This is a genomic window from Bacillus sp. J33 (assembly GCF_000518885.1).
Classification (GTDB): Bacteria; Bacillota; Bacilli; order Bacillales; family Cytobacillaceae; genus Cytobacillus.
Genome location: NZ_JAEL01000121.1, coordinates 1 through 15057 on the forward strand (window position 1 = coordinate 1; position 15057 = coordinate 15057).

Genomic DNA, 15057 nt, shown 5'->3' on the forward strand with positions numbered 1-15057 from the left:
TGACTGCACAATTGTGTAAGTGATGTGCTAGCGATTTCTTGACTAAGCCATACGCAAAGGGCAATGAGTTCGTTTGCTTGATACTTACTAGATCGCTGTACAAAGCCAACTTGTTTGGCGATATCTTGTAAGACTACTGGAGATAAAAAGTATTGTAGTTCTTGTGCAAAAAGATTCAGTTCATTTGAAATGATAGGATTCATCAAAAACGCCATCCTTTCTCGTAAACTTCTTACGATAAGCATAGCGTTTTTTCATTTTGAGGGTATGATTTTAACTTCGCTTGATGGGCATGTGGCGGTACCCCTAATAGAATATAATAGCTTTATTGAAGTTCTTAGCTAGATAAAAGTTATAGTAATCCTTAGAACTAAAAAGTGAGAAAGAATGGTTGACTTAATATTTAAACTAAAGCTATACATTAATACTATATCCTTTTTAAAAGGGGAGTAGCTTTTACACCAAAGTCGTCATTTCGGAGATTTCTAATCTCTCGGCTTTGTTGGCAGCGAATTCGTTGTTAGCAAGACCTTTGCCTATTGGTAAAGGTCTTTTTGTTTTTCCAGATCTGAGTTGCATGAATAGGACTTTTTGATATCAAACTATAGAAAGAATGGTGAGAAGGATTATGAAAAGAAAAGCATCCTTTGTGGAGTTGGTCAAAAAAAAATAAAGAGGATCTCTTGAAAGATAAAAAGCAGGTTGCAAAAATAGAGGAACGGCTCGATGCAAGACATGTAATGCCCAAAAAATAAGTGGCTAAAGATCCCGAAATAAAAACAGGAAGACATTCATGATTCTGAGAAATATAGGGCACTATTAGGAATAGGATCAACACAGATCGATCTTATACTTGAAAAGGAAACATATAGGGCAGGTGAGCAGGTAAAGGGATATTTCTTGATTAAAGGTGGAACTATATTACAACAACTGAAACGGATCGATTGTGATTTGGTCCTAATGGATAGGGAGGAGAAAAACGAAGAAATCGTTGATTCTGTTACTATTTTAACAACCAAGTGTATTCAGGCAGATGCTATCTTTTCCGGCTACCGAACTCTACCCGAGTATCGACAGCCACATTATCTTATCGATTTAAAACAAGACTAGCTTTCAAAAAAAGTCTAGAAAGCTTGGATCAGGATGCTATTCGGATCACTGAGGATATTAGAAATAATGACACAGCTAGAACTATTTTTAGACATAGAACTATTTAATAGGAGGAAAATTTAATTGGAACTTTCAATTTTATTAGAATATGGATGGGTATTGCTATTATTAATCGCCATCGAAGGCTTGTTGGCAGCGGATAATGCGCTTGTACTGGCCATTATGGTAAAGCATCTTCCTGAGGACGAAAGAAAAAAAGCACTTTTCTATGGACTAGTAGGTGCCTTCGTTTTCCGCTTTGGTTCATTATTCATCATTTCTTTCCTTGTCGATGTTTGGCAGGTACAGGCTATAGGTGCTTTATACCTGTTATTCATCGCAATCAATCATATTTTGAGGAAACTCGTCATTAAAAATAAAGATGTGAATAAGGCAAAAAAGGAAGAAAAGAAATCCGGTTTTTGGGGAACAGTTTTTAAAGTAGAATTGGCAGATATTGCTTTTGCTGTTGACTCAATTTTGGCTGCTGTTGCGCTGGCTATGACCCTTCCGAACACAAATATTCCGAACATTGGGGGTATGGATGGTGGTAAGTTCCTCGTCATTTTTGCCGGTGGATTAATCGGTTTAATTATCATGCGTTTCGCTGCTAACTTCTTTGTGAAATTGCTTCATGCAAAGCCAGGTCTTGAAATTGCCGCTTTTGCGATTGTCGGCTGGGTTGGTGTAAAACTTGCCGTCTTTACATTAGGACATCCAGATGTCGGAATTATTTCATATGAATTTGCACATTCAACAGAATGGAAGCTCATCTTCTATACTGTTTTGATTGGGATTGCCGCAGCTGGCTGGTTTCTGACTAAAAAAACGGACGAAAAACAGCCTTCGGAATAACTTAGATTGTTAAAATACGAGATTTTTGAGGAAAGAGCCGGAAGGGGATTCAGATAAACCGGTTCTTTTTTTTGCATAAAAATCCCTGAAGAAAGAAGAAAACCCTCATGTTAAATATTTAGATCACAAATCAGCTGCGATAGCTTTATTTCAATACATTGAAGGCTGGTATAATCGTAAAAGGATTCATGGTAGTTTGGGATATAAAACACCACAAGAGATCGAGAACTCCATTAGGGTACCCTTTGATTGAACGTAATTCCGAAATTCTTCACTGGTATATTGAGAGCCTAAATCTGTATGCAGAATAAGCCCATTTGCTGGGTTTTGTGCCAAATATGCGTTATCTAATGCTTTCATCACTAAGTCTGTATTCATGATTTGTGAAAAAGAGTATCCAACAACTTTTTTAGAGTGCAAATCCATTACAGAAGCTAAATAGCACCATCCATCTTTAAGAGTGTGGATATAAGTAATATCAGCTACCCATTTTTCATTAATAGTCGTAGTAGTAAAGTCGCGGTCTAACAGGTTTTCGCGTTCTTTTATCGATTGCTTACTTGAATAAGGCCTAGTGACAGGGTAGCTGCTCTAGTCCGCAGGATTTCTTCCAGTAAAATTAATTTACTTATTTAATATGGTAATAAAAGAGAAATCCTTGAAATTACCATGAGAGTCCTAATTCATCGCAATAAACATCTGCTTCAATAAAACAATTCTTCATATCAGCCTCACTATCTAATTCAGCGAGAATATCATACACTGTCTTTTTTAACGCATCGACAGTTGTATAAGGGACGTAGATTATATACTCGTTAGCTATGATCTCCATTTTGTAATTATCTTTTAGGATCTGCTCGACACTTTCTCTTACCTTTCCTTTGCTACGTACAAATTTATTGTTATTTTCTATTCGCAGCCACATTCTTATTTTTGCAGTGTTTTCTATATCAATATGAGCTTGTTCCTCTTTGCTTTGCCTTGTTGTTCGTATGTAACGATATAGTGTTGCTTGACTTATTCCGGTCATTTCCACAATCTCGCTAATACTGTATTCCTTAGAGTTATATAGATTAAGAGCTTTCTTTATCTGTTTTTCTTTCACTTTTGTACGGCCGCCATTTCTTCCTCTGGCTCTTGCACTCTCTAACCCCTCTTTTGTTCGTTGAGCAATTAGGTCTCTTTCGAATTGGCTGAATGCTTGAAAAACAGTAAGCATCAGTTTCCCTTGTGGTGTATTCGTATCAAAATTCTCTTTTATGCTAATCAATTTTACATTTTTGCTTTCAAAGTACTCAACTAACTCGATCAAATCTTTTGTACTTCGACCTAATCTCGAAAAACTCTCTACCACAATCGAATCTCCGCTTTATAGTTAACTAAAAATATATAGGATATACATTTGTTTTTTCTACTTTATTCAAATCTGAGTTTAATAGATTTCTTGCATTAGAACGAGGCTTCCTAGTTATATTTTATAAAACTCACTGTGTAAAAATCCGGGTTTCCGAAAGAGACTATTATCCTAATGTTACCACATATATTTCCAGCAATATTCTATATCGTTTTCAGAAAATTGTTGATAGAATCTTTTCTGTATAAATAAAGATAGAAAAACAGGGGGATAATCATGTTCAAATTAAACAAAATGAAGGGAAAAAAAGCATTTTTAGCAATTCTTCTCATTTCCTTCATCATTTCAGGCCTTTTTGGTATAGCGCCAGCCCAAGCCTCAACAGTATCATACGCTTCTATTTCTGTCGATGGAAAGCTTATTAAGACGAGCTATTATATGCAAAATGGTCGTTTGATGGTACCAGATATATTTTTCAAGCATACAGGTGCTACTGTTGATCGGAATGAAAAATATCAATCTATCGCTATTGAGAGAAATAATATTGTTGCCCTGCCATTAGGTAAAACATATATGGACTATTACATTAAGGAAAAAAACAAATGGATCCGTGAGTCCCTAGCTACGACAACAACCACAATTGATGGACGACCATATGTTCCGTTATTAGTGACTGCACAGAAGTTGGGAATGACCGTTACCTATGATCCTAAGATTTACAGAACCTTTATTCAGACAAACACGCCAGAAGCGAATAAGCCAATCGCTTATGAAAAAGCCGAAACAACTAAAAAGCAGATTGCATTAACTTTTGATGACGGTCCTGACAAACTTATTACACCTCAAATTTTAGATATATTAAAAGAAAAAGGTGTTCCCGCGACGTTTTTCGTTGTTGGAGAGCAAGTTTCCTATTTTCCACAATTGGCAAAACGAATGGTAGACGAGGGACATACCATTGCAAATCACACTTGGGATCATCCGGAACTTTCAAAACTATATACGTCCCAGGTTATTCAGCAACTTAAATCTACGAACGAAATAATTGAAAAGGTAACAGGAGTAAAAGCTACATTAATTAGGCCGCCATATGGCGATTTTACATCTGCAGATGCCCTTATATTTGAAAGACTAGGATTTAAAAACATTCTTTGGTCAGTAGATACACTCGATTGGAGTGGTACATCCGCAGAAGAAATTATGACGATTCTGAATAGGGATAAATCACCTGGTGGAATTGTCTTGCAGGGGTAAGTGAACGATTCGAAGAATGAACCGCCACATCTGAAAATATTCCCATTTACAAATAGAAACCGAGGGTTTTATTTGTAAAATAATGTCTTATGACATGAAAAGGAAGGAATCGTTGTCGTACCCCTTAAAGAGATGCATATCTATCTTTATTTCTCACTTTATTGAAGACAAACTGCTGTCTCTTGCAATAGGAACATCAAATGGAAGTTTTGGGGGTTTACGATTAAAGTCAATTCGATATTTACCGAACCGATTAACATGTGCCGTAACATATGGGCTTAAATAAGACAACCATTCTTCCTCATACTCATTCCCTTCTTGAATATAATCCTGGAGAATACGAGATAAAGAGAACACATTATAAAAGATCAAACTATTTGCTACGAGATGATTATATTTAATCACTTTCCGTTGTTTCTCGCGATCATTTTCTGCAATAATACCAAGTCCACCAAAGAACAACCATTTGGTAAATCCATTAAACGCTTCACTTTTATTAGTAGCAGACTGAATCGTACTTCTTAAATCCTCATCTGCCATATATTGAAGAAGAAACAGGGTACGAATGACTCTTCCAAGTTCCCGAAACGCTTTATATAGAATATTCTTTTGACTATAGGTTCCCAGTTTATTAAGGATGATTGAAGGAGTAATTTTCCCTGATTTAATCGACATCGCCACTCGAAGCATATCTTCATAATGATCTTCGATCAGTTTCCAATCAATTTCGTCTGAAAACAAATCGTCGATGTTTTCATACACATCTTCTTTGGTTGGGCAAAACATCTTTAAATCCTTCCAGTTACGGATCCGGGGCATCAGTTGAATACCGAGAAGCGCAGAGAGTCCGAAGACGGTTACACTTTGCCCTTGTGTATCGGAATAAAGAATTTCGGGCTGAATGTCCACTTTTCCTTCATTCATTAGAATGTCTAGGATATGAATTCCTTCCCAAACCCCACAAGGAATAAAGTTACTGAACAAAGCAATATAGGTATCTGATACATGATAATATCCTATCCCACCATATCCTCCATAGCGAATATGATTTTCTGAGAGCAAATTTTGTTCATATAAGTCCCACATGGTTCCATCCGCAGAAGCACGCTTACCATCTCCCCAATGTTTCGGGAGATCAAACTGGTTATAAGCATTAATAATGTATCGAATAGCTTTATCCAAATCCTCATTGGTCACATGATATTGGTTAATCCGAGCAATTTGTTTTCGATCCAGTTCTCCCAATGAACGAGACGTTTGAGTAGGACCTAGGTTGCATCCATAGCAAAAGGTATTCACTAAGTATCGTTCGACAGGATTTTCTATTCTGGCTTCATGCCCTGAGATCGGACCAAAGAAGCGAGTCCAATTAAGCCAATGCTCCGTATCTGCTAATACATCTAGTACATTGATTGGTTCAAGTTTTTGAGCAATATAAGCTTCCAAGGTTTTCAATCCTGGGGGAAGCTTTTTCTTTTTGATCTTGCTAATGACAACTTCGCCATTTTCAATACGTACTTGTTCATTACGTGGAAAGGATTGATCGGTCTGTCGAGCCACATTTTGAAATCGCTTACGCATCTTTTGGATAAAATCATTTGCAATAGGGAATAAGTTAACTTGCTCACAAAATTCTTCCACACTCTCCTCATACTCTTCCCATGAAATCAGCTGTTCCCGATAATCGGCATACTTTTCGCTACCTTCAATGTACAAGTTTCCTGCTTTTAACTCCAGTATGATTTGTGAGAAGAAACACACTTCAAAGTGACGACGGTTTACTTCCTCAGGTCTAGTTTCTTTCTTTCGTTTGCGACTGAGCCATCTCCACCAGCTATCAGGAACCCAGGATAAGTCAATTAAAGGAGTTACTTCTTTTTTCCATGGACCAATTTTCTCCACGTGAACCACTGAAATCCATTCCTTACGAGTATACTGATGGGATAACAGAAACGACACAGATTCTTCAATAGCTGTATCTTGATTAGTAGAACGTAAGGGTAAAGATTTTATAATTTTAAAGAAAGTTGAGCGATGACTCTTAAAAAACCGCCATAAGAATAAAAAGTAGTTGTCTCCACTAAGTGCTAAATGATTTTCACAATCACGCAATACCTGTTCTTCTCGATCTCCAAGCACTTTCTGCATCGCTTGAATGCGCTCTTCAGCTTCGCCTTCAAGTTGGTAAGCCAACAGTAAATGATGAAGCGTTTCAACCAATGAATCGGTTTTCCTTTGTGTCTTTTCTTTATAGTCTTTCAAAAATTGACGACCTTTTTTATGAATACTCATCATGCGTTTAATCATGGTTTCAGCAATATCATCTAATACTTTTGAATATTGAACATAAACAAGTGAAACCGCAAGAGCGTAGCGTTTATCTCCTTTCATTTTCATCATCCGACCTGCATCTAAGGTTTTCGCTTCTGCTGCCATTTGTTTGATTTTGATGATAGGGATTTCTTTCAATGCTTCACGGGGGATTTGTTGTTGTTTCAACCAGTCACGATGAGCAATCAAATCCTTTAGATGAGATAACTTTGCACTTTTCGCATCTTCTTTTAACTTATTCCATAGGCTATAAGTCGATCCTTCTGTGGATTGGAAAAGTTCATTGATCGTTTCTTTTTGTCCTTCACTCAATCTAACGTTGATCTGTTCATAGATCACACGATATGATTTCTTACGAACTTCGTTCGCTGCTTCTTTTAATGTGTTATAAACAGGGAGTTCATAACATTGGCAAATTAATTCTTCGATAGCTGCGTTAACGAGGTCAGCAGGTTCATCTTTGCTCCAAGACAGTTTGCCCATCGTATCGATCATGAATTGACGAGCTTGCTCATTAAAAGGGCGAATTTGTAGGTAATCTCGAACGAAACGATAGTGCCTTTGGCATGTTCTAGATTCACAATAGGCTATCCAATCTTCCTTGCTAGGTAGAGGTAATTGTACTCTACTGGCAATATACTCAATGATCGTTTGAGGGATATCTAACATTCGAGGAAAAAAACCTAGCTTTTGCACGGTCTTAATCAGCACCAATAATCCTAACTGTTGAATATTTCCTCTAGACTTAGTATCTGTCCACTCAATTTCTTCTCTTCTAGGAGTATAGACTTCTTGTAAGTCTTGTTCAGTTAAACTACTCTTAATTCGAGGGTAAATGGTATCTTGAATACTAGGCAATAGAGTTCCCTTCTTTGCTACGTCTATTTTTCTGACTTTTTAGTTTATTTAATGATAAAATAAAAACCTACCCATATATATGGTAGGTTGATTCCTTATATGGAAAAATTTTTAGATGTGGCGGTTGAAAGTCGTTTTGGTTGCCGTACCCCAAATAGGCGCTTCTAGAAGTCTCGATTCATTCCCATAAACGATTGAGGGAATTAACAAAAACATTACGAGGGCAAAAAAGATTTTTTTCTTACTAAACAATGTTGACACCTCCAGAAAAGTCTTAATCAAATATAGTTTTCCTTAAGAGGTGTCTATTTATTTATTTTATTCTTTATTAATTGGCATAGAAAATTATATAGTTAATGAAAATAAGCGAAAGGACTCTTAATTTTGATAAAATAAGGATTAGCATTTAATAGGGGTGTGAATTATCAAATGGCTAATGAATTTGCACAACTTGCTGTTTCACCATTGTATATTTTAATGGTTGTATTAAGTATTTTATATTTAATCTTTTTAAGAGAAGACAAAGGTTGTATTACGACTTTCGGAAGAATAGCTTCTGTGGTGTATATTCTTATATATCTATTAGCACTGTATTTATTTATATTTTAATCTTCAATTATAAGGAGCATTCACGGCTGCGGCGGCGACTTGACCAACGCTGCCGGATTAGATGCAATATGCCAGGGATTAAGAATGACAAGTGACAATGATCATGAGGCGTTAGAGAAAGGATAAATAATCTACGAGGCCCTCTATGTACAACTGGCTGTTGAAGATCTTCCAGCGCCCGGGAGAAGCCGCGTATAAGCCGGCATGACAACGAGGTTATGATCGAAGCCTAGCCTTTGTCTCTGCGTCCTGGTAAAACGCTCCATGTGCTGCCGCTGACTTCTGGTTATTTATCCTCATCTTTTTGTTTTTGCGGCACAAACTTATATTCACCCGTATCATTGAAATGAATATTGATTTTCAAATGACGAATTGCGTCATTATGAAGAACGAATGAATGGTCATCGGCCATCTGTTGCCATACACGCGGATTGGATCGATACAGTGTATCTCCCAGGTTCAACACGTCGGTATGGATGCGGATACCTTCGCGAAAAACATGGAGGATTTGACCTTCCAAAAGTTTTGTATATCGTTCCATCAACTCATTTTCCGTCATGGCTTCGCGCAGTTCGACAAGATACGCGTCCAATGTAATCGTCATGTCAAAATAGGCTTTGTCCCATTTCGCCTGAGGTCGAATATGGATGCGCGGTTTTTTAAACAGCATGACGGCCGAAATATCATCGTCGGACAATAAAGCAACGGGATAGCTTTGCGTCTTTGGATTCACCCATTGCCAGCCCGTAAGATCGGTTCGACTGATCCAGCCGTTCCATCGTTTCGTTTGGAACAGATCCGCGCCATCAATTTCCAAAAGCTTCATGTTTTTACCGTCCTCTCTCCAAAAAGCGGCGTTTAATGTCAATGACGGCAAATAACTTGACCTGGCCTTATCTTTTAATGAACGTATAAATTGATACAAGCGGACGGGGGAAATCGAGGAGCTTTGGCGATACTGATCTTTCGGTTCATGCAACAGGGTGTAAAGCGGAGAAAATTTGAAAAAGGTTTGGGCTTTGAAGATATCTTCGATATTTTCTTTTGTGCTGAATATCCATGTATTGTACCGTATTTCTTTATAGCGATTCGTAAACTCCAGAAATTCCAGATGTTTGTCCGCCTTCAATACATTGTCGGTAACGACGATCGTCGATACCTGTTCCCAAAAAAGCGCTTGTTGAGATGCAGCTTGCAGTTTGTTGGCCGCATCCCAAAGGCTTTTTCCCGCCGCTTTCCCTACATAACTGGTTGGCTGTTTTGTTTTTGCCTGCCCTTCCGATTTGGCTGCATCCGAAAAGTCTAACATCTGAGCATAAAGAACATACTCTCCATCTTTGTAGTCGGCTCCAATAGCCGTAACATAATGGATCGTTTGGATTTCTAACGAGCCCCAGCATCCTGTCGTCAGAAGCAAGCTCGCTCCCGCGACCAAGATTAAAATCGCCTTCATGATGAGTCCTCCTCTGCTTTCCGGGTTGAATCTTGCGTATTCACGGCATTCGGACGTTTCCGCCGCCAAGCCCATGGAAGATTGAACAGGGCTTGAGGCAAGTCTGCCCTGTCCAGCGGCGACAAAGGAGATAAATAAGGTAATCCGAAAGACTGCAGGGTGGAAAGATAGGAAAGCAGCAGTACCACTCCGCAAAAAAAACCGTATAAACCGAAGGCGGCAGAAACAAAGAAAAGGCCAAACCGCAGTATACTGACCGTAGCATTCAACGAATGATTCGGCACCATAGAGCCGAACACATGGGTAATCGCGGCGATAACCAGAACACTGGGCGACATAAACCCTGCCCGAATCGTGGCATCGCCAATAATCAGTCCTCCTACGACAGTAATCGTTTGTCCTAATGAAGCAGGCAACCGCGCTCCCGCCTCACGAAAAGCTTCCAGGAAAATCAGCGTCAGAAACATTTCTTGAGCGACAGAGAATGGGAGGCCCAGCCGCTGTACCGAAATGGTAGCCAATAGCAATATTGGTATTTGTTCGATGTGAAAGCTTAGCAGCGCAGTCCATAGCGCGGGCAATAACAGAGCTGTCAAAATCCCGACTATTCTGAGCCCTCTTGCTACAGCAACGCTCAGCGCGGGATAATGGATATCTTCTGCGGTCTTCAACAGTAAGAAGACGTCGGCCGGCGCAATTAGGGCGCTGGGCGTACCCTCCGTTAGAACGACGCAACGACCGCTCAGCAGCGAGGCCACGGCGAAATCGGGCCGTCCTGTATAGGCCATCATCGGGAATATGGATTTCGGAGTCGAAAGCATTTCTTGCAGCTGCCCGGCGCTGCATATCCCGTCATATTTGATACCCTGCAGTTTCGTTCGAAGATTGTCAACCAGCGCCGCGTTCGCAACATCTTGCAAATAAAGCAATCCGATTCGGGTTTGCGTGCGCTGTCCGACCGTTACCTGTTCATAACATAAGGAGCCTGTTCTCATGCGCTTGCGAATTAAAGCGACATTGGTCGCAATCTCTTCCACAAAACCGTCTTTAGGACCTTTGATCGACACATCGATACTGGATTCTTCCGGTTTTCGCTGAGGCACCTTGGCCATATCCCATGCATACACGCACTGTTGAACAGGCGTAAAAATAATGAGTTTTCCATCCAGCACATGCTGTACGATTTGCCGTCTCAACATCAGCCCGTTGCCCGTTACCTTCTCTAGCGGCAGCTCATCATTGCGGGTCATGGAGTCGCCATTGAAGCCTGTTGTTCTAAAGAGCCGCCTTAAACGCGGCAGAACGATGTCTTTCCATTCCCTTGGATCCGTCAACCCTTCGCAATAAAGCAATAAAACAGAGGAGTTCGGATTCTGCCTGTCACACAGGCAAGAAACAGATTTGACATCGGCGGAATTTTGAAATAAACCGGTGATCTCCTGTTCGGTCAAGCCCAGGTCATTCGCGCAAGCATCGTTGGAATGCCCGATTTTCTGTTCCGCAGGCAACGAAGCAGGTGGATAAGACCGCTTTCGGAACCATTGCATCAACCAGTTCTTCATGATCCCCTCATCCTCCATCTTGAAATCCATGTTTTTCCCGCAAACAAGAAGGTGAGTCCGATTACCAGGACGAAGGTGGATGGGAAATACATCGTTTTTAGAAATTGCAAAAACCGTACGTCACTTATCGGCGCCAAAATGGCAATAAGCAGAGTTCCGGTCGCAAGCAGCAGAAGCGGCGTTCTGTTTTTCGGTTTCCACACATCCGCAATGATGAAGAGGGAAAGCGAAAGGCGAATGAATTCTCCGGATACCCACTGATAGATTGCAAAAACATCCAAATGTTCTATGTACTTTCCCAGTTCGAGAACACGCCACTGTTCAAATGCCGGATATCTCTGCAAAGCAGCTTCCTCTGCCCCATAAATCGAAATCGCTCCCATTAAAGGGCCTATTGTCAATCCGGCGAGCGAAAAAATCATGAACAGCACGCCGGCGAATGAAGGGCGATTGATCAGACGATGTTGAAAAAAAAGAAGAAGCACAAGCTCGAAAATTCCGCTCGCCGCATATAGGCTGCCCCGCCAAACGGGAGCGAATCCATCGGCAAGGAGGGGGAGAACAAGACTGTAGTCTTTATGCTTGAAGTTGAAGGTCATAACAAATACTCCGAGAATCACCACAAATGGCAGCAAAATACCCGACGTAATCGCGATGGAACGAAGGCCCCCGGTTGCAAGAAAGAAACAGCAGGCTAATACGAGAAGAGCAAGCACGAATTTGGGTGTATGCGGCATATAAGTCGAATGGGTCCATACAATGAAATAAAAGAGGGTAACGTAACCCTGCAGCCATATGTAGATGCTGACTGCCGCAAGGATAATGACGGACAAGCCTTTGCCGAAATGGTGCTGCAACCAATCGGAGAACGGCTGTTGACCCTTGTGTTTCATGATATAGACTAGGCACGCCCCCCAAACAGGCAACAAGGCCAATACCATCCCAACGGAGACTACAGCATCTCTTCCCGCTGCGTCCAACAATATGGGAATCAAGACCACATGATTGAGAAGGCCGATCGAAAGTAAAAGAATGGAGTAACCTTGCAACGCAGAAATATTATTTTGAATTTTATCGTCACCTCCCGATCATCGCCTGACATTTTGTCCATGAAATATATAATTGTAATTTAACCATTCGAATCGAAAAAAATACCCAATAAAATGAATTTCCATTGACAGAGAGGAACACGTATACTAAATGTAAGGTTCAATCATAAAACGAACGATCTTCAAACCATTTTGCCGACTCGTTGCTTTCGCATTATGTGCATTGACAGGATGAAAAAGTAATTTCATTTTGCTAAATAAGTTGAAGATAAATCGGTATGTTCATTGGGATCACATTCGCCCATATGAAGTAGCGTTTTTTATTTGGAGGGATTTGAATGCTCTGTTCCATATCAAAAGGGGGAATTGGCAGATAAGCAAAATTTTAACGCAATGGGAGAAGGAATATTTGGGACGGGGGTCGGTATTGGTCAAAACGGACATCATGCGCAATATGATTATTGTGGGACTTAAAGGGATATTAACTCTCGCTGAACCAAAAATTGGCCGGGACATCGGAGGGTATGCTGTCTGTAAAGCGCATCAGGGCAGATTTGGTGGAATCGGGAAGAGAACAGCTTGGAAAGATGATCCTTGAGTTGACGGGGGAACAAGTCGTCAGCTTCCACACCGATATCAGCACGCGTACAGGGGAAAGAGTAATGGTGTTCGTGCTCTCCGATAATCTGGAGAAGAAATTAATTGAATAATGCGTATTGGCAGATGAATCGAAAGATCCGAGAGGATCCGTTGAAGTTAAGCCGGTAATTCAGGACACCCTGAAGTTACCGGTTATTTTTTTGCAAGGAGTTGAATTTACATCATGTTCGATATCGTTGTCGGGAATTTGTTGTCCCCAATTGTACTTTTTTTCGTATTGGGGCTGACCGCCTTGACGCTACCCCAATAAGAATAAATAAAAGTAAAATAAATATGATGTATGAAGATTATTTCAAACACCTCGCAAAAACAACGAATTTCTCATGTTACTCAATTTAAATATAAAAACCGATGCTCCCTTTCGGTGAAGGAAAAATCGGTTCTCTTATAATTTTCATTCATCGGAACATGAATGGTATTCAGTATTTTGGTCTGATCTAATCTTTATCAGGTAATTTAGAATTGGTTTTTTCGACCGCTTTACGAAGTCCTTTCGCTAATTTTTCTGCATCGTCATTCGCCCAAAAGTGAACGAAAAGGAGATGTGGTTCTTCAAATAACATGTGATTATGCACAGCTTCTACTTCGATGTCATGTTTTCGTAAAACACGTATTACTGAATTCACTTCTTCTGCTGTTAACACAAAATCTCCTGTAATCGCTGCATTTTGTCCACCAGTCGGTTGAAAGTTAATTGCTGTTGACGTCCCCATTGACGGAGGAATGACCATTCCGTTTTCTTTGATTTGTTCAGAGCGCGGGAAACTAATCTTGTAAACACCATTACTTAAAGATCCTTCCTTACCGAAAATTTGATCAAGCTTCTTCTTATCCAATGGAAATTCTCCATTAACCAATGGTTGGTTGGCATTGATTGGTGTGTTCGATTGATTAATTCCAGAACGAAGCGTTTTCGCTAACTCAGAGGGATTTCCATGCCGAAAGCCCCATGGCGCGTATCGGTATGCGGAAGGAAAATGGACGCTGAAAGAAGTCGTGGGCCACATCGCAGACGGAGAACGCGTCATGACCTACCGCCTGCTCCGAATCGCAAGAGGGGACCAGACGCCTCTGTCCGGTTTCGACCAGGAATTGTTCATGCCTCCTTTCGGGAGCTGGATAACCGCGCAATTGGCCGAAGACTACCGGGCCGTACGGCAATCGACGATCACACTGCTGCGCGGGTTACCGGCGGAGGCGTGGTCCTGCAAAGGCACAGCCAACAACGCAAACATTACGGCGCGTGCCCTCGCGTACGGCATCGCAGGACACGAGATTCATCACATGGGGGTCATCCGAAATCGGTATTTGAGTTAGTTGTCCGGAAGATCGGGACGGAAGCTGCGCGGAAAACGCGGCTTCCGTTCTTTCTTTATGGCAGCCTTCCCGCCCCGTTCATAGACTGATATGAAGAGAGGACAAGACGGGTTGAAAAAAGCAGCAGCGATTGGTTGCAGACTGGATTTTGTCTAAAAATGAAAAGCAAATAATAATCTCAAACAAGAAAAAATCAAGGCCTCTTCGTTAAGCTAACGAAGAACGAGAGCTCAATACATCATACGAATGACAAACAAGGATTGGTGGTTATTCCGCAAAAGGGCTCGATTGTTGAACAAGGGGTACCGTCACATGCCCATCAAGCGAAGTTAAAATCATACCCTCAAAATGAAAAAACGCTATGCTTATCGTAAGAAGTTTACGAGAAAGGATGGCGTTTTTGATGAATCCTATCATTTCAAATGAACTGAATCTTTTTGCACAAGAACTACAATACTTTTTATCTCCAGTAGTCTTACAAGATATCGCCAAACAAGTTGGCTTTGTACAGCGATCTAGTAAGTATCAAGCAAACGAACTCATTGCCCTTTGCGTATGGCTTAGTCAAGAAATCGCTAGCACATCACTTACACAATTGTGCAGTCA

Annotated in this window: 11 protein-coding genes and 5 pseudogenes; 8 read left to right on the forward strand and 8 right to left on the reverse strand. The window is 40.5% G+C overall.

Translation table 11 applies throughout. From position 1 onward, the window contains the following. Positions 1-203, reverse strand: a pseudogene (locus tag L634_RS0125260) (IS4 family transposase); the annotation flags it as partial. 444 nt (positions 204-647) lie between these two features. Here L634_RS0125260 and L634_RS33605 point away from each other — a divergent pair. From L634_RS33605 to L634_RS33610, 4 genes and pseudogenes are all read left to right on the forward strand, one after another. Next, positions 648-755 carry an FbpB family small basic protein gene (locus L634_RS33605; protein ID WP_101541070.1) on the forward strand — a complete coding sequence of 36 codons (108 nt, stop codon included), beginning with the start codon at positions 648-650 and terminating at the stop codon, positions 753-755. A gap of 94 nt (positions 756-849) precedes the next feature. Further along, on the forward strand, positions 850-1110 hold the full coding sequence (locus tag L634_RS34500) for a sporulation protein (RefSeq protein WP_232233841.1): 261 nt from the start codon (positions 850-852) through the stop codon (positions 1108-1110). Positions 1111-1233: 123 nt separating this feature from the next. After that, positions 1234-2004, forward strand: a complete 771-nt coding sequence (locus L634_RS0125270) for a TerC family protein (RefSeq protein WP_026584832.1) — start codon at positions 1234-1236, stop codon at positions 2002-2004. A gap of 85 nt (positions 2005-2089) precedes the next feature. Next, positions 2090-2257, forward strand: a pseudogene (locus L634_RS33610) (IS3 family transposase); the annotation flags it as partial. Here L634_RS33610 and L634_RS33055 read toward each other — a convergent pair. Both L634_RS33055 and L634_RS33060 read right to left on the reverse strand, forming a co-directional pair. Then, positions 2227-2577, reverse strand: a pseudogene (locus L634_RS33055) (transposase); the annotation flags it as partial. The pseudogenes L634_RS33610 and L634_RS33055 sit on opposite strands and share 31 nt — an antisense overlap. 91 nt (positions 2578-2668) lie before the next feature. Beyond that, the gene (locus tag L634_RS33060) at positions 2669-3361 is read right to left on the reverse strand and encodes a recombinase family protein (protein ID WP_084029004.1); all 693 of its coding nucleotides are present in this window, start codon (positions 3359-3361) and stop codon (positions 2669-2671) included. Positions 3362-3634: 273 nt separating this feature from the next. Between L634_RS33060 and L634_RS32330 the strand changes: the two genes are divergently transcribed. Next, positions 3635-4612 (forward strand): polysaccharide deacetylase family protein, encoded by a 978-nt coding sequence (locus L634_RS32330; RefSeq protein ID WP_051428413.1) that lies wholly within the window; start codon positions 3635-3637, stop codon positions 4610-4612. A gap of 153 nt (positions 4613-4765) precedes the next feature. Here L634_RS32330 and L634_RS0125285 read toward each other — a convergent pair whose 3' ends face one another. From L634_RS0125285 to L634_RS0125310, 4 genes are all read right to left on the reverse strand, one after another. After that, positions 4766-7801 (reverse strand): Tn3 family transposase, encoded by a 3036-nt coding sequence (locus tag L634_RS0125285; protein WP_026584833.1) that lies wholly within the window; start codon positions 7799-7801, stop codon positions 4766-4768. Between the two features lie 895 nt (positions 7802-8696). Then, positions 8697-9863, reverse strand: coding sequence for a Ger(x)C family spore germination protein (locus tag L634_RS0125300; protein WP_026584835.1), 1167 nt, complete (start codon positions 9861-9863; stop codon positions 8697-8699). Then, positions 9860-11425 carry a spore germination protein gene (locus L634_RS0125305; RefSeq protein WP_034263222.1) on the reverse strand — a complete coding sequence of 522 codons (1566 nt, stop codon included), beginning with the start codon at positions 11423-11425 and terminating at the stop codon, positions 9860-9862. The genes L634_RS0125300 and L634_RS0125305 overlap by 4 nt, the downstream gene beginning before the upstream one ends. Continuing rightward, positions 11422-12495, reverse strand: coding sequence for an endospore germination permease (locus L634_RS0125310; protein ID WP_026584837.1), 1074 nt, complete (start codon positions 12493-12495; stop codon positions 11422-11424). Before L634_RS0125310 ends, L634_RS0125305 begins: the two co-directional genes overlap by 4 nt. Positions 12496-12817: 322 nt before the next feature. Between L634_RS0125310 and L634_RS31750 the strand changes: the two are divergent. After that, positions 12818-13184, forward strand: a pseudogene (locus L634_RS31750) (DUF2294 domain-containing protein). 387 nt (positions 13185-13571) lie between these two features. Here L634_RS31750 and L634_RS31755 read toward each other — a convergent pair. After that, on the reverse strand, positions 13572-13970 hold the full coding sequence (locus L634_RS31755) for a DUF1259 domain-containing protein (RefSeq protein WP_051428415.1): 399 nt from the start codon (positions 13968-13970) through the stop codon (positions 13572-13574). A 58-nt stretch (positions 13971-14028) separates the two neighbouring features. On the opposite strand from L634_RS31755, the gene L634_RS31760 reads away from it, so the two are divergent. Beyond that, positions 14029-14451 carry a DinB family protein gene (locus L634_RS31760; RefSeq protein ID WP_232233842.1) on the forward strand — a complete coding sequence of 141 codons (423 nt, stop codon included), beginning with the start codon at positions 14029-14031 and terminating at the stop codon, positions 14449-14451. Between the two features lie 403 nt (positions 14452-14854). Continuing rightward, positions 14855-15057: pseudogene (locus tag L634_RS33065) on the forward strand (IS4 family transposase); the annotation flags it as partial.

Coding starts and splice junctions, on each gene's coding strand:
- L634_RS32330 (WP_051428413.1), top strand. CDS start 3,635: ATGTTCAAATTAAACAAAATGAAGGGAAAAAAAGCATTTTTAGCAATT.
- L634_RS0125300 (WP_026584835.1), bottom strand. CDS start 9,863: ATGAAGGCGATTTTAATCTTGGTCGCGGGAGCGAGCTTGCTTCTGACG.
- L634_RS0125305 (WP_034263222.1), bottom strand. CDS start 11,425: ATGAAGAACTGGTTGATGCAATGGTTCCGAAAGCGGTCTTATCCACCT.